This is a genomic window from Cohnella cellulosilytica, from assembly GCF_042431195.1.
Classification (GTDB): domain Bacteria; phylum Bacillota; class Bacilli; order Paenibacillales; family Paenibacillaceae; genus Cohnella; species Cohnella cellulosilytica.
Genome location: NZ_JBHMDN010000048.1, coordinates 215490 through 237425, shown reverse-complemented (window position 1 = coordinate 237425; position 21936 = coordinate 215490). Strand labels below are relative to the sequence as shown.

13 protein-coding genes are annotated in these 21936 nt (G+C 62.7%); 1 reads left to right on the top strand and 12 read right to left on the bottom strand.

The genetic code is table 11. From position 1 onward, the window contains the following. Positions 1-62: 62 nt before the first annotated feature. From ACFFT4_RS28020 to ACFFT4_RS28010, 3 genes are all read right to left on the bottom strand, one after another. A complete protein-coding gene (locus ACFFT4_RS28020) occupies positions 63-965 on the bottom strand; it encodes an RNA polymerase sigma-70 factor (protein ID WP_378052376.1) in 903 nt (300 codons plus the stop codon). Positions 966-982: 17 nt separating this feature from the next. Beyond that, a complete protein-coding gene (locus tag ACFFT4_RS28015) occupies positions 983-2284 on the bottom strand; it encodes a phytoene desaturase family protein (RefSeq protein WP_378052374.1) in 1302 nt (433 codons plus the stop codon). A gap of 81 nt (positions 2285-2365) precedes the next feature. Next, the gene (locus tag ACFFT4_RS28010; RefSeq protein WP_378052410.1) at positions 2366-3484 is read right to left on the bottom strand and encodes a glycerate kinase family protein; all 1119 of its coding nucleotides are present in this window, start codon (positions 3482-3484) and stop codon (positions 2366-2368) included. Positions 3485-3644: 160 nt separating this feature from the next. Between ACFFT4_RS28010 and ACFFT4_RS28005 the strand changes: the two genes are divergently transcribed. Further along, entirely contained in the window at positions 3645-4766 is a 1122-nt protein-coding gene (locus tag ACFFT4_RS28005) for a CdaR family transcriptional regulator (RefSeq protein ID WP_378052372.1), read from the top strand. Positions 4767-4823: 57 nt separating this feature from the next. Here ACFFT4_RS28005 and trxB read toward each other — a convergent pair whose 3' ends face one another. From trxB to ACFFT4_RS27960, 9 genes are all read right to left on the bottom strand, one after another. Beyond that, on the bottom strand, positions 4824-5768 hold the full coding sequence (trxB, locus tag ACFFT4_RS28000) for a thioredoxin-disulfide reductase (RefSeq protein WP_378052371.1): 945 nt from the start codon (positions 5766-5768) through the stop codon (positions 4824-4826). A 415-nt stretch (positions 5769-6183) separates the two neighbouring features. Further along, positions 6184-7704 carry an extracellular solute-binding protein gene (locus ACFFT4_RS27995; protein ID WP_378052369.1) on the bottom strand — a complete coding sequence of 507 codons (1521 nt, stop codon included), beginning with the start codon at positions 7702-7704 and terminating at the stop codon, positions 6184-6186. Between the two features lie 92 nt (positions 7705-7796). Beyond that, the gene (locus tag ACFFT4_RS27990; RefSeq protein ID WP_378052368.1) at positions 7797-10157 is read right to left on the bottom strand and encodes a glycoside hydrolase family 95 protein; all 2361 of its coding nucleotides are present in this window, start codon (positions 10155-10157) and stop codon (positions 7797-7799) included. A gap of 15 nt (positions 10158-10172) precedes the next feature. Further along, positions 10173-13055: a glycosyl hydrolase family 28-related protein gene (locus tag ACFFT4_RS27985; RefSeq protein ID WP_378052367.1), complete on the bottom strand. Its 2883-nt coding sequence runs from the start codon at positions 13053-13055 to the stop codon at positions 10173-10175. Continuing rightward, positions 13052-16213: an alpha-mannosidase gene (locus ACFFT4_RS27980; protein ID WP_378052366.1), complete on the bottom strand. Its 3162-nt coding sequence runs from the start codon at positions 16211-16213 to the stop codon at positions 13052-13054. Before ACFFT4_RS27980 ends, ACFFT4_RS27985 begins: the two co-directional genes overlap by 4 nt. Before the next feature lie 346 nt (positions 16214-16559). Continuing rightward, positions 16560-17957: an ABC transporter substrate-binding protein gene (locus tag ACFFT4_RS27975; RefSeq protein WP_378052364.1), complete on the bottom strand. Its 1398-nt coding sequence runs from the start codon at positions 17955-17957 to the stop codon at positions 16560-16562. Positions 17958-18096: 139 nt separating this feature from the next. Further along, entirely contained in the window at positions 18097-19077 is a 981-nt protein-coding gene (locus ACFFT4_RS27970) for a carbohydrate ABC transporter permease (RefSeq protein ID WP_378052363.1), read from the bottom strand. Beyond that, on the bottom strand, positions 19074-19970 hold the full coding sequence (locus ACFFT4_RS27965) for a carbohydrate ABC transporter permease (RefSeq protein ID WP_378052362.1): 897 nt from the start codon (positions 19968-19970) through the stop codon (positions 19074-19076). Before ACFFT4_RS27965 ends, ACFFT4_RS27970 begins: the two co-directional genes overlap by 4 nt. Further along, positions 19967-21808: a DUF5696 domain-containing protein gene (locus ACFFT4_RS27960; RefSeq protein ID WP_378052361.1), complete on the bottom strand. Its 1842-nt coding sequence runs from the start codon at positions 21806-21808 to the stop codon at positions 19967-19969. Before ACFFT4_RS27960 ends, ACFFT4_RS27965 begins: the two co-directional genes overlap by 4 nt. Positions 21809-21936 lie beyond the last annotated feature (128 nt).

The window sequence follows — 21936 nt, the reverse complement described above, 5'->3', positions numbered from 1 at the left end:
CGTATAGACAAGGACAAGGACCGCTTCCCCGACCCCGTTCGGCGGCAAGCGGTCCTTTCGTTTTAATGCCGCGCGGGCAAATGGCCGAGCTTATCCGGATTGACGACGATATACACGGCCGCAACGACGCCGGCTTCGATCCGGAGCGTGACGACGCTGGAAGGAACGTCTCCGAAATAGGTGACGATGCCCGGCTGGCCGTTAACGTCCGCAACCCGATAAGAGAAGTCGGACGGGAATTTGGCCAGCACGCCGAACAAGAACGACGCCACGCGCTCCGCGCCCAGAATCGGCCGGGTCGCCGCCGTCGCCTTGCCGCCGCCGTCGGAATACAGGTTCGCGTCCGCCTTCAGCAGACCGATCAGCTTGCCGGGGTGGCCTCCCGTCAACGCGGCGACGAATTCGTCTACCGTCTGCCGGAGCTTTTCCGATTTGGGAATCGGCACTTCCGCGGACGTCTCCAGGCCCGATACGGCTTTGCGCGCCCTGCGGTAAATTTGCCGGCAATTGACGCTGCTCTTGCCGACGATCTCGGCGATCTCGTCGTACTCGTAGCCGAGCGCCTCCCGGAGCACGAATACCGCTCTCTCCGACCAGCTCAGCTGCTGGAGCAGCAGCAGATACGCCGTAGACAACGATTCCTTGCGCAAATACGCGGCGCCGGGGTCGTTGTCCCGCGTATCTTCCGTCAACAGCGGGACGGGCAGCCACGGGCCGACATAAGCTTCCCTCTCCCTGACCGCTCCGCGTATCCGGTCCACGCACCGGTTCGTAACTATTTTGCACAGATAGGCTTTCGGATGATGAATTCCGCTCTGCTCCCTCTCGTTCCAGGACAGGAATGCCTCCTGCACGATATCCTCCGCGTCCATCACGCTGCCCAGCATCCGATAGGCGATGGCGAACAGCAGCGGCCTGTACGCTTCGATATCCGGTTCGTCCCTGCCCTCCCGAGCGTTGTCCACGCCGGCACCTCCATCCTTCATTGCGCCATCGCTTCCGCGGTGTACCCGCCTCCGCTTCCGTTCACGGCCAGCTTCGCCGCCCGCAGCGCGCTGGCGACCGCGGCGTCGACAAGCAGCTCGTCATGCCCCGCCCAATCCCCGGCCACGAACATGCCCCGGATTTCCGGCACCTCCGGTCCGACCGCGGCAGTCCGGCCCATGTGCGGGTAATCGTGAACGACGGCCATGCTTGGCAGATACTGCCGCTCGACGACTTCCCGCTCCCAGCCGGGATGCAGCAGGCTCATCGTCCGCTCGAGCAGCCGCTCGTCCTCCTTCGTCCCCCGCTGGCCGGAACCGTTGTACTTGATCAGATGGACGACGATCGAGCCGTCGTCGCTGAGCCGCGCGGCACGCGAATGATCGGTGAAGAATATCGGCTGATCCAAGCCGATGGCCAAATGACGATCCGCCACGGGCAGCTTGCGCAAAGCCAAATCCAGGCAAGCCGCCATCGCCGGACGGGCTTCGTCCTTCCATCTTCGCAGCGTGGCGATGTCTTCGCCTCCGGCCAGCGCGCATGTCGCCGCCGGAGAAGCGGTGCTGACGACGGCGCTCGCCGGAATCGTTGTCCCGTCGGCGCACAGCACGCCTTGGACCGCTCCGTCCGCATGCAGAATTTCCTTGACGGACGCTCCCGTGCGAATGCCCGCGCCGACGGCCAGCGCTTTGTCGCGAAGCCGGTCGACGATCGTCTGCCAGCCCCCGTCCAGATAGCGGACTCCCGTCTTCAGCGAGCGCTGAACCTGCTTCAGCACCGGGCCGGCGCACTGGAGGTCGGGCTCCTGCGTATACGTCGCCGTCCGGCACAGGGCGTAGAAAATATGGCGGACCATCGGGTCGCCGATCTCGGCCTCCGCCCACTGCCGCAGGCTGACATGCGCCAGCGGCGCGGGATCGGCCTTGATCATTTTCATCATCGCCGACACCAGCTTCGCCTTCCCCGACCACCCCAGCAGTTTGGAGCCCAGCAGCGACTTCGGATCGCCCGGAAGCGGCGCCAACGCGCCGTTCCATATGGCCAGCCCCTTCGTGCCCGGCTTGTTTCCTTCCAGATGCAGCCCGTACCGGCCGAACAGCCGATCCGCCTCTCCTCCAATATACAGCGCGTGTCCGCCCAGGTTAAACAGGGCTCCGCCTTTTCTCACCGTCATCGCCCGGCCTCCGGGCTTGTCGGCCTTCTCCAGCACGAGCGCCGACCGCCCCGCCTTGGCGATCTCGATCGCCGTTACCAGTCCCGCCACGCCGCCGCCGATAATGACCGTATCGTATTTTGTCACTTCGCTCCGCCTCCATCGTCTTGGTATTCCTCCCTAAGTCGAACGAGGGTCGCGTTTTGTGACAAAACGAGCGATTATTTTTTACAGCCTTCCGATCAAGCTTGCCGCATTGCGCACGGCAGTATACAAATTTTGCTCCGCATCCCGCAAAACTTCGTCCAGCCCGGCCGGATAGGTGACGGTGGAGAAGCAGCCCGCGTAATGCGGCAGCAATTGCTCCCAGCCTCGCCCGAGGCTTCCCGAGACGAGGAGCGCCGGTTTGCCCGCCGCTTCGGCCAAGCGGGCAATATGGAACGGGGCCTTGCCGCGCAGCGTCTGGCCGTCGCTGCAGCCTTCGCCCGTCACGACCCAGTCGGCGCGCTCGATTCTCGCCTTCAGACCGCTTGTCTCCTCGACGACCCGAGCGCCCGGCACGATCCTGCCGCCGAGATGAAGCAGCGCGAAGCCGAGGCCTCCAGCCGCGCCGGCGCCGGGCGTTCCGCCCAGATCGATGCCGGTCGTCTTCTTCATGACGTCGGCATACGCCGACATCGCCGCCTCCAGCCGCTCGAGCATTGCGGCGGTTGCGCCCTTCTGCGGCCCATATACATAGGTCGCCCCCTGGCGTCCGAGCAGCGGGTTGTCGACGTCGGAGGCGATCGTAAATGCGCAGGAGCCGATCCGCTCGTCCAGGCCCGTCCAATCGATACGCTCCAATTCGGACAAATCCTCGCCGAATCCGTACAGCTCTTCGCCGCCGCCATTGTAGAAGCGCACGCCCAACGCGGCAAGCAGGCCGATTCCGCCGTCGTTCGTCGCGCTTCCGCCCAGCCCGATAATGAATCTCCTGAAGCCAAGATCAAGCGCCGCGCGAATGGCGTCTCCGAGCCCTCTGGAAGTCGTGCGCAGCGGATTGCGCTTCTCCTGCTCCACCATCGGCAGCCCGAACAGGGAGGCCGCCTCGAGAACCGCGCAGCGCTCGCCTTCGTACTGAATGGCGCCGTAGCGCGAACGTACCGGCGCGCCGAGCGGACCGGTCGCGTCCAGCTCGATCACCTTTCCGTTCGAAGAGGCGACAATCGCCTCGATTGTCCCTTCTCCTCCGTCCGCCATCGGAATCGCGTCGATGACCGCTTCGGGCAGTTTCGTCAAAATCGCTCGACGCATGATCTCGCATACTTGCGCGGCAGTCAGCGTCCCCTTGTAGGAATCCGGAGCCAGTAAAAATTGAATGACCTCTCACCTCCGCTTTTCTTCTATCTTCATCATACTCCAGCCCTATCCTGTGCATCATTAAGCAAAACAACCAAATTATTAGTGAATTCATGGCTTTATTTTGTTTAATATGTATATAGGACATTCCCGAAGAGGAGCATAACCGATGCTGACCAAAGAATTGGCGGAAATGATCGTCCGCGAGACGATGGAGCGGCTGAACCGGAATATCAATATTTTCGATGCGGAGGGCGTCGTGCTCGCCAGCGGGGATTCGAGCCGGATCGGACAAGTTCACGAAGCGGCCCGGGAGGCCGTGAGAAAAAATAAAGCGTACGAGATCGAAGAAGGCGTTCAGGCGAGATGGAAAGGCGCGCTGGCGGGCGTCAACCTCCCGATCTGCTACGACGGCTTTGCCGTAGGCGCTGTCGGCATCACCGGCCGGCCGGACGACGTAAAGCCGTTCGGAGAGTTGGTCAAAATGACGGCCGAGCTGATGCTCAGGCAGCAGCAGCTGGAGCGGCAGCGCAATTGGAAGCAGTTTGTCGTGGATCGGGTTGTGGACGAGTTGGTTGAGGGGGAAACGGCGGCAAAGGCTAATCGGACCGAGCTGAACGGGCGGTTGCGCCCGGTCTCCTTTGCGCTGCACCCGCCCTATCAGGCGGCGACCGTTCAGACCGTCCATCCGGTCCGGGACGGAGAATCCGCTGCGCGGCTGCTGCAATTGCTCTCCCGTTATTTGGCCGGCGAAGCGCTTGTCAGCCAGCGGCAGGACGGCGAATGGATCATTCTGTTTGCCAATCGGGAGCCGGATCGCGTCAAGAGTATGGTGGAGGGTCTGCCGAAAATCGGGCGGTCCGTGCATCAAGCTTTGCTCGTCGGCGTCGGCGACAGCGTGGACGACTTGCGGCTTGTTCCGGACAGCTGCAGAGAAAGCAAGGCGGTATTAAAGCTGAATTCGACCGGGGAAGGCGGCATCGCCTATTACGAGGATCGGGCATGGGAAGCGGTCATCGCTGAGATTTCCCCCGCGTCCAAACGCAAGATGATCGAGGCCTATCGTCCTCATTTGCCGCCGAAGACGGGAGAGACGCTCGATTGCTTTTTCCGATGCGGGTTAAATGTTGCCGCGGCGGCGAGCCGTCTGGGCATTCACCGCAATACGATGATCTATCGGCTGGAGCAGATCAAGCTGGCCACCGGCTGCAATCCGCAAATTTTCCGGCACGCTCTGACGCTGCAGCTTGTGCTGTGGCTGATCAAGCAGGACGAGGCTCCGGGAGCATAGGGCTGCGTTCGAATGCGCAAGCCCTTCTGCCGCCGGAGCCCCGTGTCGAGGGATCTTCTAGACGCCCAATGCTTCTTCCGCGTTTTCCAAAAACCGTTCGCAATCGAGCGCGGCCATGCATCCGGTGCCCGCGGCGCTGATCGCCTGGCGATATTTGTTGTCCTGCACGTCGCCGCAGGCGAATACGCCGGGAACGTTCGTCTCGGTCGAGCCCGGCTTAACGATCAGATAGCCGGTTTCGTCCGTCTCCAACTGGCCGCCGAGAAACCTCGTGTTCGGCGTATGGCCGATGGCGACGAACAAGCCGTCGGTGGCGATCGTCTCCTCTTCGCCGGTCTCGTTGTTTCTCACCTTCAGCCCGGTGACGCCCAGAGGACCGCTCTCGACCTCCAGCGGCGTGCGGTTCAGGCTCCAGCTGATTTTCGGATTGCCGCGGGCGCGGTCCTGCATAATCTTCGACGCTCTCAGCTCGCCGCGGCGGTGGACCAGAACGACCTCCGACGCGAACTTCGTCAGGAAATGCGCCTCTTCCATCGCGGAATCGCCGCCGCCCACGACGATGATTTTCTTGCCGCGGAAGAAAAAGCCGTCGCAGGTCGCGCACGTGCTGACGCCTCGTCCGACGCTCTCCTTCTCGCCCGGAATGCCCAAGTATTTGGCGGACGCTCCGGTGGAAATAATCAGCGACTCCGCCGTCAGCTCGCCCAAGCCTTCTACGGCCAGCTTGAACGGACGCTCCGACATGTCCACGCTGTTCACCCAACCCGAACGGAATTGCGCGCCGAACCGCTCGGCCTGCTTGCGCATGTTGTCCATCAGCTCCGGACCCATGATGCCTTCCGGAAATCCGGGGAAATTCTCCACTTCCGTTGTCGTCGTCAACTGTCCGCCCGGCTCGGGGCCTTCGATCACGAGGGGATTCAGGTTGGCCCGGGCCAGGTAGATCGCGGCGGTTAACCCGGCTGGGCCGGTGCCGATAATAATCGTTTGATAAGCGCTCATCTTGCTCGTTCACTTCCTTATAAGTTTCCTAGTATGACTTAAAGAATAGCACCTCGCCGGGGAGACGTCATGAAGGAAAGATGAACGTTAGATGAAGGTTTCATGAAGACAGGCACCCTGAGATGAAATTTCGTACATAACGCATTCCTTTTTCGTCTACTCGGAGTCACTTTGTACGATCTATCACACAAATTTATTACTCCGACCCTTCCAAAGCCGTATTTTGTATGATAAAACACCCAAATTGGACGCATCGACCGATAAATTCGCGATATTTGTATGATTTATAACACAAATGAACTCGGTTTGTTTAAGGGCCGGCCTGCGAAAAGAAGGGCCCCCTCTTCCGCCCGCATAACGGAAGATTCGAGGCCCCTTCTTTAGACGAGCGATCGCGGGTCGGACGGAAAGCCGTTCAGCCGCCGCCGATATGCTCGTCGATCTGGCGCTGGACCTCCGCGACGATGACGTCGAGCATGCCCTCCTCCCGCTGCAAGCGGGCGTAGCGCTCCGCTTCGGCTTCGGGATCGGCCGCTTTGCCGAATTCGATCGGCTTGCCGACGTCGTTGGCCAGCTGATCCCTCGCGGCGAGCTCGTCTTTGATGTTATCGTCGGAGATGAACAGACCGTCCACCGGCGACTTGATATTGATCGGCAGGCTGGCGAATTCCGCCTCCCTGACCCAGAAGCCTTCCGGGTAGACCGGCGTCGGCCGCAGAAACTGCGGCTTCCAGAACGCCCAGCCGCTCTCCCATTCCAGATAATTGCTCGTCGTGTACTGCATCCCTTCCGGAAATTGCGCGCTTTCTCCGTTCAGCACGTACGTCTTGCCTTCTATGCCGTATTGCACGAGATCGTACAGCTTGCGGTCGGTCTCCAGCATGTCCAGAAATCTCAGGACAAGCTCGGGGTTGTCGGAATTGCGGTTGATCGCCAGCACGTTGGCGAGAGCCGTGCGATTGGAGTATCGCTTGTCGGGGTACAGCAGCGACATCTGCTGGCGGAACGAGGGATCGACGAAGCCCGGGTCGGCATAGGCCCATTCGTGCGAGGTGACCGTGGACAGCATCTTGCCGTTGCGCCACAGGTCCGCCCCGTTCTCGGCGTCCATCGGAGCGTCCAGACTTAATATTTTGGCGTCCTTCCACTGTTTGCTCATCCGGGCCGATTCGGCGTAGAAGGGCTGCTGCTCGATCGCCTGAACGGTAAGCTGCGGATCGTCCAGGTAGAAGCCCAAGCCGTGAAAAGCCAGGTCGACCCATTCCTCGCGCACCAGGTACAGAGCCAGAGGCGGCGTCCGGGTCACGTTGGCGTTCGGGTAGGCTCTTTTCAATTCGTGCAGCAGCGCGTCGAGGTCCTCGACCGTCCTGACCTCGTTCGGCTCGCGGCGAATGCCCGCCGCTTCGGCCAGGTCCGAGCGCCATCCGACGTAAGGCCGCTCGTTCATCTTCATCGTCCACGGCAAACCGACGATGCTCCCGTTTCGCGTGGCCGAGGACAGCGTCCCCTGCTCCAAATATTTGGCGTACAAATCCGGAGCGTATTCCGGCAGCAGCTCGTTAAGCGCCATGTAGGAGCCTCTGGACGCCATCTCCTTGTAGGACAGCCAGTTCGAGTCGAAGTTCAGGTCCCAGCGGTCTCCCGCGGCGGCCATCGCCTGGAGCTTCGTCTTGAACTCCTTGAACGGGATAAACCGGATATCGAACTTCACGTTCAGCCCTTTGGCTTTGACGTGCTCGCTGACTTTGGCCCACACTTCGTCCGTGGCCGCCTTCTTCTCCCCTCCGAAAATAAACTTCAGCGTCACTTCTTCCCTGTCCGCCGCGCGAAGCTCCTCCCGGCGTCCCCCTTCTCCGCTGCAGGCTCCGAGAAGCGCGCCGAGCAGCAGAACGGCCGGCATCAGAATGGTCAAACGACGAAAGCTGAGATTTGGCACGCGTTATTCTCCCTCCGGGTCATAATCGTCGTCGAGCGAGGCGATGCGCCGTAAGCGGCCTGCGGATCAAGGCGAGCCGAAAAGCGCTCCGCTCAACCGGCAGCTCCGGCTTGACGGTTCGGCCCTTGGCGGTACGCGACGTATTGACTTCCCGCCCTCGCGTCCCAGGCGACCGCTCCGCCGCCGCACTCGGTCAGGGCGATCTCGCGCCCCTCGCAGAAGACGCGCACGGGCACGCCCGCGTTCAGCACGCAGCGTCCGTCCGCTCCGGCCCGGATCGCGGCCTCCTCCAGCAGACCGTCGGACCAGCGCAGGTCGAGCTCGCAGCCGCCGCGCGCGCGAAGGCCGGTAACTTCTCCCTCCGCCCAGGCCGCAGGCAGCGCGGGGAGCAGCCGGATCTCTCCCGCGTGGCTCTGCGCAAGCATCTCCGTCATTCCCGCGGCCCCGCCGAAATTGCCGTCGATCTGAAACGGCGGATGGTTGTCGAACAGATTCGGCAGCGTGGAATGGCCGAGCAGCATCTTTACGTTCTCCCAAGCCTGCTCGCCGTCCTCCAGCCGGGCCCACATATTCACGATCCACGCCCGGCTCCAGCCGGTATGCCCGCCTCCGTGGGCCAGGCGGCGCTCCAGCGTCGTTCGTGCCGCGGCCGTCCATTGCGGCGTGCCGCGCATCGTGAATCTGGTTCCGGGATGCAGCGCGAACAGATGCGAGATATGGCGGTGCCCCGGCTCCGCCTCTTCGTAATTGTCCAACCATTCCAGCAGCTCGCCGTCCCGGCCGATCGCGGGCTGCGGCAGCCGTTCCCTGAGCCGCAGCATCGCGCGTGCGAAGTCGGCGTCCCGTTCCAGCGCTTCCGCGGCCGCCGCGCATGCCGTAAACAGCTCGTACAGAATTTGGCTGTCCATGGAAGGCCCCAGACACATCGTCCCGGAATTTCCGTTCGGCAGCACGTACGTATTCTCGGGCGAGACGGAGGGGTTCGTGACCAACGTGCCGTCCGGCGCTTCCGTCAGGAAGCCGACGAAAAACTCGGCCGCTTCCTTAAGCGTCGGATAGGCACTCTCCAGAAACGAAGAATCCCTGGAGAAAAGATAATGCTCCCACAGATGAAGACTCAGCCACGCCGCTCCCATCGGCCAGATCGTCGCCGGACGGTAGAGGTCTTGCGGCGCGGTATCCGCCCACAGATCGGTGTTATGGTGGGCGACGAAACCGCCGCAGCCGTACATCGTCCGCGCGGTGACCCTTCCCGTCTCCCGCATGCGCTCAAGCAGGTCGAACAGCGGCTCGTGGCATTCCGCGAGATTGCCCGTCTCCGCCGGCCAATAGTTCATCTGCGTATTGATGTTGATCGTGTACTTGCTGTCCCACGGCGGCTGCATGCTCTCGTTCCAGATGCCCTGCAGCGTGGCGGGCAGCGAGCCCGGCCTGCTGCACGACAGCAGCAGATAGCGGCCGAATTGATAGTACAACGCCGCCAGACCGCAATCCTCCCGCCCTTCCCGGACGAGCTGCAGCCTCTCGTCCGTCGGAAGCGCTTCCCATTCCGGCGAGGAGGGCAGACGCAGATGCACTCGATCCATCAAGGCGCTCACGTCCGCGACATGCCTCTCGCGAAGCGAGGCGAAGCCGCGTTCCGACGCCTCCCGCGCCGCGCGGACGGCTTCCGCTTCCGGGTCCGCGAACCGGAACGACGTTGCCGCCGCGACGACAAACGTGACCGCGTCCGCCCCCTCCACGACCATTCTTTCGCCGACGATCGCGAGCGTTCCTCCTTCGATCGAGGCGCGGACGACGGTTCGGAAGCGCGGCCCTCCGCCTCCGGTTCGGCCGCGCATGACGAGCGCCGCGTCGTCCAACTTGCGGATTTCGTCGCAATGCCTGTTGCCGGGTCCGCGCGTCAGCCGCGCTTGCAGCGACAAAGCGCCGGGAGCGTCGGCCGTCAAACGCACGATCAGCGCGTCATCCGGGTAACTGGCGAATATCTCGCGCCGGAACCGAACGCCTGCGGATTCGTAGCGGACCGTCGCGACGCCTTCCCTTAAGCTCAGCTCGCGCGAATAGTCTCCGATGCCGGATGCCGCGGCCCGAAAGTCCAAATGCAGGTCTCCCAGCGGCTCGTAATGCCGCTGGGATTCCGGCACGCCCGCCATGGCCAGCATCGCCAGCTCCTCGGCTTCCCGGGGCTTGCCCTGCCTCAGCAGCTCGCGAATTTCCTCCAGGCGCGCCCGCGCTTCCGGATTGTTGCGGTCGCGCGGCCCTCCATACCACACGCTGTCCTCGTTTAGCGCGATTCTCTCGCTGCCGGCTCGGCCGAACACCATGCCCCCCAGCCGTCCGTTGCCGACTGGAAGCGCTTCCTCCCATACGGAGGCCGGCTGCGAATAGCGAAGCCGCAGCGGATCGTCGTTCCGTATCGTCCGATCGTACTTGCCGCGATTGGCGGTCATATGCGTCAGCCTCTCTTAATCCGAACCCGAACGGGAAACGGCTTTTCTCTTTTTTGCTCCAGCTAAATACAGTATAACTCCGATTGCGCCCGCCGTCGCCACCACAATCGCGACGATCCGCGCCGCGCCCGCGTTCGAACCGTCCCCTCCGTCTTCCCGCGCCGCCGGCGCTCCGGAAGCTGCCGGAGCCGCCTCCGAAGCGGTCCTCCGGCTTGGGGAAGCCGGCGCGCTCGCCTCCTGCGGCTTCGAGGGAGCGCCGATCAGAATGTTGCCGAGGTTGTGCTTCCATTCCCCGGCCTGCCGCAGGTTGACGCCGCCCATGTCGGTGATCGAAGCCCTCGCGAACAGGCTCGGCGCGCGGTCGGCGTTGACGAGCGCCCGGGTCGAGCCGATGCTCGCCTGATCCAGGCGCAGCGCGCCTCCGTTCAGCAGGGCGAAGCCCTTCTGCCCGGCATTGCCGGCATGCGCGAGCCGCAGCTCCAGCGTACCGCCGGCCAGCTCGACCGCGTAGGCCGGACTGCCCCAGAAATCCGCGCCGTAAAACTGCGCCTCCCCCGCGAACGAAGCCGACGTCTCCAAATAACGCGTCCCCTCTCCGCCGCCGATGGACACGATCTGCGAATTGATGAACGGCAGTCCGCCCCTTCCGATTCCTTCGAACGCCATCGCCTTCTGCGCGCCGTCGACGCCGAGCCCCAGACTTGCGCCCGAAGGCCCTTGGCCGTCCTCGGCGATCAGAACGACGCCTCTGGCCGAGCCGTAATGGAAGTTGTTGTACAGCAGTTCGCCCTCCGCATGTCCCAGCGTCAGGAAATCGAGATTTTCGTAGCCGTAATCGTAGACCGCCTTGTTGTCCCCTTCGGGCGAGTTCGGCCAGCCGCCGAATTTCGATTCGCGCCCCGCGGCGTAATTGATCGGGTTGAACTGCAGGTTGTAGATTTTGCCGTCCCGCGCCCCTCCGCCGACCTTGACGCCGGAGCGGAAAACGTGGCCGGTAACGAAATCGAGATAGTGCCGGTCGGTCCGGTGCGTGAACAGGTCGATTCCGTTGTAGGCGGCCCTCATGGCGACATTCACGATGTAGACGTCGTCTCCGGCCGCCTGAATCAAATACGGATAAGCCGCGATATCGGACAGCTGGTCGGCCGTCTGCTCGGGATAATTAAACGTGATCCCCCGGACGCCGGAGCCGGACATCAGCTTCAGGAACGGCTCCCCATCCGGCTCGCCTCTGCCCGCGTACGTCTCCAGGACGCTGCCCTTGCCGGTAGGCACGGTGCGGCTGTCGACCGCGCCCTTCAGCTCCACGCCGCTCGGGACGACCAGCCTGCCGAGCGCCTTGTACTTGCCCGGCGGCAGGAACACGACACCCCCTCCGTCCGCCCCGGCGCGGTCCAGCGCCGCCTGGATCGCCGCGGTCGCGTCCGTTCGCCCGTCGTTGACGGCCCCGAACGGAGCGTCGGTGACGACATACAGCGCCATCCTTGCGGGCAGACGGGTTTCCGCCGCGATCTCCGGAAAGGCGGGCAGCTTCTCCGCGGCAAGCGGCTCGTGATCGATGACCGAGATATACTTGGAGCGATTGTCGATGTCCGCTTCCTCCTTGAAGCGATTGCCCGTCAGCAGGCTTCGGGCTTCCTCCCCAACGGCGATCTGGGGAGCGGCGTTGTCGAAGTCGCTGTCGGAAGCGGAGAACGTTCCTCCCCCGATCGCGACTCGCCCGCTCTTCACGACGCTTTCCCGGAGCAGCAGCCTCGTCTTCGACGCCGGGTCGACCGCGATGGCGTCGCCGGACGCTTCAATCTCCACGCCGTAAGCCTGAACGGCCCCTGCCGTATCCGGTCCGACCGCGATGCCGGTCTCCGCGCCCGCGATGCGGACCCTCGTGAACATAATACCCTCCCCGCTCACGCCCTCGAGGAAAATGCCGGTTCGGCAGCCGATCAGGTTCAGCCCGTAATTATGGCCGTTGGGAACCGCGCCCGGACTGGCGACGGACGGGGCCGCGTGAAAGCCGATACGGTAGCCCTCGATCGTTACGAAGCTCGTATACGACCAATCGTTCCTGCGCATGACGATGCCTGTGCCGTGCTCGCGTATCCAGTCCGCGTACGCGCTTCCCGGCGCGGGCGCCGAATCGAGGCCCGAGCCGGCCCAGTAAGCGGGAGAGAAATCGATCCGCTCGATCCGTCCGACGTCGACGATATGGTCGATCTCGACGCCCCTGGAGAGCGGCGTCCCGTACACATCCGAGACGACCGGCCCCGTCCCACCGTTCGCCCGGGAGAAGACGATTCCCGAATACGCGTTCACAAGCGTAATGTTGATCGCGTTGTTGAACTCGTTGCCGAAGACGTTAGGCCGGCCGAACACGATCGCCGGAGGATACGGAACGATGTCGTCCGGCGTCTGCTCCGGATACCAGATCGCCACGTCGCGCACGGCCGAGGACGATTCCAGCGTCAGCAGCGGCGGCGCTTCCTCGTCCCCTCGGCCGGCGTAAGCCATCAGAATCGTCCCCCGGACCGGCTCGCCCTTGACCGGCTTCTTCCATTCTCCGCGAAGCGTCACGCCTTTCGGGACGTACAGATTCCCGCGAATGGCGTATTTGCCCTCCGGCACGAACAGCGTCCCGCCGCCCAGCCGCCCGATCGAATCCAGCAGCCGCTGGAAGACGGACGTCTCGTCCGCGGCTCCATCCCCTTTCGCGCCGTAATCGGTCACGTCGTAAGCCGCCACGAACGTATCCGCGGCCGGATACTTCGGCTCGATCAGCTCCCAGCTCGGCCGCGGATCTTCGGCGAAAGCCGTTCCCGGCGCCGCGAGAGCCCCGAGAACGACCGCCGCCAGGACGAACGCCAACGCCGCTTGCCCGAACGCCCTCGGACGAGCGCTCATGGGTACACTTTCAGTGTCACGATCTCGAACGCCCGGAAATCAAGGGAGGCTTCGGCTCCCTGCAGCGGAACGTCGGCGATCTCTTCCTCCAGCAAGTTCGTCCGGACGATCCGCGACGGAGCTTTGCCGAACCGCAGCGCCGCGTTCCTCACGCCGGAACGCTCCGCCTCATACAGCCGCAGCACGTAGCCGTCCCCGTCCTCCGCCGGCTTGACCGTCTCGATGACGACGTTCGGGGCGTCGACGCTCGCGAACGAGTCCCCGCCGACGGTCGAACCGTCGTCCCTTCCGGGCACGGCGATCAGCGGCACGTTTAATTCATAGGCCGGCCGAATGACCGTTTCCGCGCCGAAGCCGCCGTGCGGAAGCAGGGAATAGACGGTCCGGTGAAGACCCTCGTCGCCGCGCGGATCGGGATGCGTTCCGCCCTTGTGAAGCGTCAGCCTGGCGTCCGAGCCCATGACGGAAACGCCGTATTTGCCGTCGTTCAGCAGCGCGACGCCGAACCGGGTTTCGGACAGATCGGTCCACTTGTGCGCGCAAACCTCGAACATGCCTTGATCGTACGGCGTGTTGGCGTGCGTCGGCCGTTCCACGTAGCCGAACTGCGTCTCGTGCCGGGCGGACGGCGCATGGACGTCGACCTCGAAGCCGACCTTCAGCAGGCGATGCTTCTCGTGCCAGTCGATCTCGGTCTCGAAGTCCACCCGCGGCGTATCGGCGTGGAAGACGATGTCCTGCCGGATCGACGACCTCCTGCCGATGCGGTACACGCTGCGGATGCGCAGCTGCAGCGGGCCGTCCGCCGCGACCGCGCGGCTCTCCAGTCCGGTCTGCAGTTTAAGCTTGCCGAAGACATCGCGGTCGATATCCCAGTTGTCCCATGCCCCGGGCAAATCCTCCCCGAACAGGAATGCGTTCAGCGGATGGCCGCCCCCTCTCAGCTCACGGCCCGAGGCTTTGTCCACGAACGACGCCAAGTATCCGTGCTCGTCGAAGACGACGCTGGCGAACGGCGTCTCCAGCATGCGCCCGGAGAAGCGAAACGGCGAAGCGGCCCGCTCCCCCGCCTCGTCCCCCGTCAGCTCAAGCGTCGCGGCTCCAAGAGCGGGAACGCGGACGTCTCCGACGAGCAGCTTGTCGCTGCCGAAGACGTCCCGGACCCGCTGCGTCCTCGCCCCGGCCGCGCCGCCGAATGCGGAGAGAGCGATGCCCGGGCCGTCCGCCAGCGCGACCGTGCCGACCCTGTCCCAGCTCAGCGTGTTCCAGACGGTGACGGCGCCCGGTTCGGCGGACGCGGCTTCCGCCAGAAGCTCCGCCGCCCGCAGACCGGCCTCCGCGATTACTTCCCCGACCTCGCGCACGGCCCGGTCGTGCACCTCCGGAATCGACGTGCCCGGCAGAATATCGTGGAACTGGTTGATCAGCAGCAGCTCGTACAGCTCGCCCGTGCGTCCCGAAGGCGCCTTCCCCCCGGCCGCCCGACGAACCGTCTCCACGAACTCCAGATCACGCAGCGCGATTTCCGCCTTGCGGTTGTTCCGCTTAATCTCGTGCATCTGCGTAAGCGTACCGCGATGGCCTTCGAAATACAGCTCTCCGACGTGAACCGGAGCGTTCGCGGACGTCTCTTCCAGCTCCTGCATAAACCGGCTGACCGTCGTATGCTCCGCTTGCGGCACGCCGTCCAGGTCGCGAACGCGTCTGGCCATCTCCAGCATCTCGTACTGCGGTCCGCCCCCGCCGTCGCCGAACCCGTAGGAAACGAGCCTGCGGTCGTTGACCTGCTTGTGCTGGATGCCGTTGTTGCCGCTCTCGTACACCCGGTGGATCAGCGTCTCGGCGTCCGGCCAGCAATGGATCGTGTTGAAGTGCGTCAGCACCTCGGTCCCGTCCAGGCCGCGCCATTTGAACGTATCGTAAGGAAACAGGTTCGTATCGTTCCACGACAGCTTTGTCGTCAGAAAATAGCGGATGCCCGTCCCGGCCATAATTTGCGGAATGGCGGCGCTGTACCCGAACGTATCCGGCAGCCAGAACGTGTCCGACGTGTAGCCGAAGTGCTCCCTCGTATAGCGCTGCCCTTTGACGAATTGGCGCACGAGCGATTCCCCGTTCACGAGGTTGCAGTCGCATTCGATCCACACGCCCCCGTTCGGCTCCCACCGTCCTTCGGCGACGCGTTTTTTGATACCTGCGAAAATGTCGGGATAATGGCGCCGCATCAGCTCCGCGTGGAAGGCCGAGCTCTGCACGAACGTATACTCGGGATACTGCTCCATCAGGCTAAGCGCGTTGGCGTACGTGCGGGCGCATTTGCGAATCGTCTCGTCCCGCGTCCACAGCCAGGCCGTGTCCATATGCGAATGACCGATCAGGCCGGCTTTCGGACTTCTGCCGCCGTTGCGCTCGGCCAACAGCGGCCTCATCATCTCGCTCGCCGCGGCGAGCGACGGACGCCACTCGTCTTCGCCGACCTCGTCGGGAGACTGCTCCAGCACGGCGAACGCCGCCAGCAGGGCGTTCGTCAGCCTGCCCTTGCGGAACGCGTCCACGGGTCCCGCCGAGACAAGCTGGTTCAGCGTCTTCAGATCGAAGACGAAATCCTTCACGTCGTCTCTGCGAACCATCACGTCGATCGAGCGGAATACCCGCTCGAAGCGGAGCGCTCCCCCGTCGCTGGATTCAAAGTGCTGGTAGGGCTGCGTGCCGATGCAGGGGTGGCCCGCATAGCCCTCGAAAGCGAGCTCGAACCGCTCCCCCGCCCGCGCCGAAGAAGTCAGCAGCAGCGTATGGTGATTCCCGCGGTTGGCGGCTTCCTTCGGATGGGTGTAGATGCCCTGCGGCTTGCCGTTCACCCAGAAGAACGTTTCCACGCCGTCGGCGTTCGCGCGGATGAAGATCGCCTGTCCGTGCAGCGTCTCCGGCACGACGAATTCGCCCTTGAACCAGGCGGAGCCCCACGGCTTGCCCCAGACGAGCCCTTCCCTGGCGGGCGCCCAGTCCGGCTCTCCGGACGGAACCTCGTACAGATGCTCCTCCGTCTCGAAATAGACGACCGGAACCTCGCCGACCTTCTCGAAAATAAGGGGAGCGTACTGCTCCTCCAGCTTGCGAACCTTGGACAGCGTCTTCTGGATATGGTTTTTATGAATCATGATTGGTCCTCCTTCGGACGTCCGATTTTGATCGCGAAGTATAGGTTTGGAGCGGATTCGACGGCGAATCGTCCGGCCCGCTCTCCGACGTCCTGGATCCGGCTTCCATCGCGCGTTCCGCGCACATTCATCTTATCCCTCGTCCTCAGACCGGACAATGAGACGATCCTAAACTATGGAGTGCATTTTTAGCCTCCTCGGAGGCCCGGACGCGATCGCTATGCCGGGTTTGCCGGGTTCGCCGGATCGTCCTCTCGAGCCCCGACGCCGCCCGGCCGTCTCCCGAACGCGAAGAGGGAGCCGGACGGCCCGCCCTGCGCCGTCCGATCCCCCTCGGTTAACCGCGTTATTTCAACGTTTCCCTAAGCTCCAGCGTTTTCTTGTTCCAGGCCTCCGTCTCCGGAATGATCTCGTTGATGTCGCGATCGCCGAAGATAATGTCGTTTAAGATGTTGTTCCAGTTATACTCGTTCCAGCCCGGAATCGTGACGCCCGGCTGGATGACCGCGTTTTGCTTGGCGATCTGCACCGCCGCGAAGTTTTTGCCCTGCCACATCGGCGTCTGCTCGTAATAAGCGTCGATCTCGGGGTCGATGATCGAGGCGTTGGCGCCCTGATCGATCTTCCACATTTGCGCTTCCTTCGTAAACTGGAAGCTCAGCCACAGGAACGCTGCGTCCTTGTTCTTCGATCCGGACAGCAGCGCGAGCGGACCGTAGATCGTGTAGCCCGGCTGGCTGATTTTGCCTTTCGGGAACGGCAGGACGTCCCATTCGAACTGCGCGCTCTCCTTCAGCTTCGGCAGCACCCAGTCCCCGCCGATCGCGAAGCCCGTCTTGCCGTTGATGAACTCGCGGGTCACGTCGCCTTGCGCGGTCGCTTCGGCGTTGCTCAGCAGCGAGCCGTCCTTCGTGACGAATTCCTTCAGCCACTTCACGTCGTCGAGAACGCCCGGCGTGTGCATGACCGACTGCGTCAAATCCTCGTTCATATATTGCAGGTTGGCCGCATGGCCGTCCGCGATCGCTTTCGTGCTCAGCAGGCGCATCTGGAACTCGGCTTGCGTCGTCAGCCCGTATTCGCCCGCGTCCGGATTCGTCATCTTCTTCGCGTACTCGCGGAAGTCGTCGTAAGTCCAGTCGTTGGGCGGCATCTCCAGGCCGTTCTTCGCGAGCAGGTCCTTGTTGACCAGAATCCACATCGGCACGTCGACCATCGGCACGGCCAGCTTCTTGTCCTTCAAGGTCATCGTGTCGAAGAAGCCCTTCGGCAGCGTTACGCCTTGCAGCGTCAAATCCTTGTCGATGTAAGGCGTCAAATCCTCCACCAGGCCGTTCTGGTCGAAGGCGACGAGATCGGAGTCGATCTCCGTCACGTCGGCCGGCGTGCCCGCGGCTTCGAGACTGGCGATAATCTCCATGATCGGCTGGCTGTTGACCGGAATTTGCTCGATCGTGAGGCAGGGATATTTCTGATGGAACAAGTCGTACAGCGGGGTGTACGTATCTTTCCAGGAGATGAATTTAAGCACGATCGGATCGCTGCCCTCCGCGCAGAAATCCCCGGAAGCCCCCTCCGACTCGGACGCCGGAGGCGACGAGGACTCGGAAGCCGGCGGCGCCGACGAATCCGACGGGCTCTGGGAAGCGCTGCCTCCGTTATTGCCTCCGCTGCAAGCGGACAAAACCATCATGGCCAATACAATCAGACTGACAACCCACATGAAAGAACGTTTGTTTTTCACCGTATTGCCTCCCCTTAATGGATAAATGAATGCGACTCCCTCCGGCGCCTGGCGTCCCGGAGCCTTGCGCGATGTTGCGGCACAGCCTTTTTCCGATAACCGGTCCTGCCGGCATCACCTCCCCGAAGTCCCCCGCGCCTTACTCCACGATTCCCGTTCGCTCGATGCCGGTGACGAACCAGCGCTGCAGGAACATGAACACGACGATCGGAGGCAGAATGATCAGGAACGCGGCCGCCATCTTCGAGCTTTCCGTCGCCGGATTGTCGATCGTGTTCCGCTGGCCGAGCAGCGACGGATTCAGCACGTCCTCCAGGCGGTCCAGACGGATCGACAGCGGCGTGAAGCTGTCCGCGAGAAACCAGGACGGCTCGTAGTACATGTTCCAGTACCAGATGAACGAGAACAGGAACACGACGAGGCAGGCCGAGCGGGCCAGCGGCAGCATGATGCCGAAGAACAGCCGCGCCGTCGACGCGCCGTCGAGCTTCGCCGCCTCTTCGAGGCTGAGCGGCTGCGACTTGAAAAACTGGCGGAAAATCAGGATGAACAAGGCGCTCTTGAGCCCTTGGCCGAAAATCGCCGGAATCAGGAACACGAACAGCGTGTTCAGCAGGCTCAGCTTGCTGTAGATGACGTACAGCGGAATGATGATGATCTGCGGCGGAATCAGGAATGTCAGGATGACAAGCGCCGTGATCAGCCCTTTGAACGGCACGGCCAGCTTGGCGAGCGCGTAGCCGGTCATCGCGCAGATCATCACCTGCACGACGGAGCAGGAGATCGCGATGATCGCCGTGTTCTGCAGCGCTTCCGGATATTTGATGCCTCTGACCGCGGTCTGGAAGTTCTCCCAGGTGACGACCCGGGGAATCCACTTGACCGTCGGATCGAGCAGATCGCTCAAAGGCTTGAGCGCGGTGCTGATCATGTACAGAATCGGCTGCACGTACAAATAGGCGACGATGGAGAGCAGCAGGTACAGAATCAGCTTGGCCAGGAGCCCGTCGGATAAGTTGCGTCCTAGCACGAGCACCTTGATTTTCTGGACGGTCCGGCTCCAGAAGATCGCCTTGGCCTGCCCTCCGAACTTTTGGATAATGACGCGAGTCGCGTTCATGAGCGTTTCCCCCTTGACTTCATGCTGCGCCCGAACAGCCACAGCACGACGGCGATGAGCACGAACACGAAGCCGAAGTAGATCCAGGCGAGCGCGCTGGCGTAGCCGTATCCCGTATCGATCTTGAACATGTTGTCGCGAACATGCTGGAGCACCGGATTCAGCGGGAACGTGAACAGATCGATGATCGTGTACAGCACGTTCAGGCTGATGAACGGCAGCGAAGCCGGCAGCGTGATTTTCCAGAAGCTGTCCCACGGCGAGGCGCCGTCGATGCGGACCGCCTCGTAGATCGTCGGAGAGATCGTCTGGAAGCCGGCGATGAAGATCAGAATCTGCACGCCGGAATACCAGAGAATCAGCACGACCCGGCCCAGCACGTCCATAATCGTCGTCGCGAACTGCAGCCCGACGTATTTCTCGACGAGCGGCTGAAGATTGTACTGCTCCAGGAACGGAATCTCTCCCGCGCCCTGGGCGAACAGCTCCGACAGCACCTGTCCGGTCGCGAAGATGACGGGCAGGAAGAACACCGCGCGAAACAGGAATCTGCCGGGAAAACGCTGGTTCAGCATGAGCGAGATGAGCAGCGCGAAAATGACGATGATCGGCACCATAAGCAGCATTTGCTGAAAGTAGGTGATCAGCTCGATCGGAAACACGTTGTCGACGACGAAGGCGTCCTTGAAATTTTTCAGCCCGAATCGTTCGTACTTGAACCCGCCGGGAACGACGGACACCTTATGCAGCGACATGAAGATCGACCAGCCGATCGGGATGGCGACGAACACGCAAAATCCGATCAGCCAGGGCAGCATGAATAGCAGGCCGATGCCATACCGTTTCGAGTGGAAGAGGCGTCTTTGGCGCGAGACTTCTTTGGATGGCTTCACGTCCCCGCTCCTTTCTCGACGGCGAACGTCAGATTGCCGTAATCGACGACGACGCGCGTTCCGTCCTCATAGGTGGTCGCGAACCGGCTGCCGTCCAGCTTCTCGTGATCGACGATCCGCTGCGAGAACACGTTCGCCAATTGATCGAACTGCTTGTACTCGGCCCCGATTTTGTCCGCCCATTTCTCGTACTGGCTGCTGAACAGGAAGTACAGGCCGCCGTCCCGCAGCTTGCGCGACTCCTCGTAGGTCAGGAAGAAGGAAGGCACCGCGCCGTATTCGATCGCTTTCAGAAACTCGGTCTCGACGTCGTTGCGAAGATTGCCCTCGTCGAACGCATAAGCCGCGTAGCCGTGCACGGCGATCGGATAGAACGGCACGGTCTCGTCGATCATGAAGTCGTAGCTGGACTCGTGCGGGAAATAATCGATGTAGTCCACGTTGGCCAGCGAATACTGATTGCCGCGGTACACTCCCGCCGAGCCGAGCGTCCTGCGCGTGTAGTCGAGCAGCCCTTCGTAGATCGAGATCGTATCCGAGCGCGTCGCGATCGCGCCGGGGTCGTAATCGTGGAACACGATCTCTCCGAGCATGTCGAATTGAACCCCCGTAACTCCGATGTCCTTCAGCTTCCGGATCGCCTCGTAAGCCATGTCGACCGTTCGCGCCGGCTTGCTCAGGAACCATCCCTCGAACACGGAGACGGTGCCGTCGGTCCCGCGAATGCCGCTGCTTTTCGGAGATAGGCCCGTGTTGGCCGTGTTCAGCCAGACGAAGTCGTCGTAGAACCGGACGCCGATGCTCCGCTTGCGCATCTCCTCGGCGAACGCTTTGGCCGCGGACGTGCCTCCGAGCTTCTTCTCGATCGGGAAGCGGTCGTCGAGCCGATAGCCGCCCATGTTCTGCCAGCCGTAATAGACGACCTCCATATTGGCCACGCCCCGCTCCTGCAGCCCCTTGACCATCTCCGTCGCCTGCGCGAACGTCGTCGCCGGGAAGTACTGCACCCGGCCGTACGATTCGTTGAACGTTCCGCCCATGATTTTCAGATAGAGCGGAATGTTCTCGACCGGCTTCAGCGGCTCGCCCAGCATGCCGTTGTCCGCCAGGTAATCGCGGTAAGCGCCGGCCATGCCGACGTAATCGGCTTCGTCCCCGCTCAGGAAGCGGTATTCGATCTCGCGGTCCGTCTCCAGCCGCTGCTTCTGCACCGCCTTGATCGGCGTCGATTCCCGGCTCCTCATGAACAGGTAGTCCTCGCGGTAAATCTGGCTTGCGAACACGTTGTAAAATGAAGACTTCAGTCCCGGAGGCATCGCCGCGATGTTCGACGAATCTCCTCCCCGGCTGATCATCGCCACGAAAGCCCGATCTCCCCGCTTGATGCCGAACACCGGGTACGAGATATCCTCGCGCCGCTCGCCGGAGCGGTTGAAGTTGATCATGTTCGTCGGTTCGAGCCCGTATACTTGATGGATATAGCCTTTGGAGATGTTCGCACGGTCTCCGCGGAAGCGGATCAAGCCTCCCGGACCGTCGGGAACGAAGAGATACCCGTCCTCGCCGACCGCGGCCGCCCCGAAGTAAGGCAGCACGTCGAGCGAGAAAACGGCGAATTTGCCTTCCTCCTTGATGCCGTCCGTCGGCACTCTCGCCTTGAACCCGGCGTCGGTCAGCTCGTACTGCATCGAGAACGTCAGGCCCAGCTCCGGGAAGGCGTAATCGACCTGCAGGCCGGTCGCGGTGCGGAACATCGCCGTCTTCACGGTCGGGTCGAGCGCGTCGACCGCCTTGCGGTTCGTCTGGTCCTTGCCCTCGGTCGTGACGTACGTCAGCACGAACGTCGACTGCAGGTTCGTCAGCAGCTGGCCCTTGACCGTCTCCGCGGCCAGCTGCTCCTGTGCGGGATTGCTGGTCCAGCGGTCCCCCGTCTTCTTGTCGGCGACGGCGATCTGCGTGTTGTCCG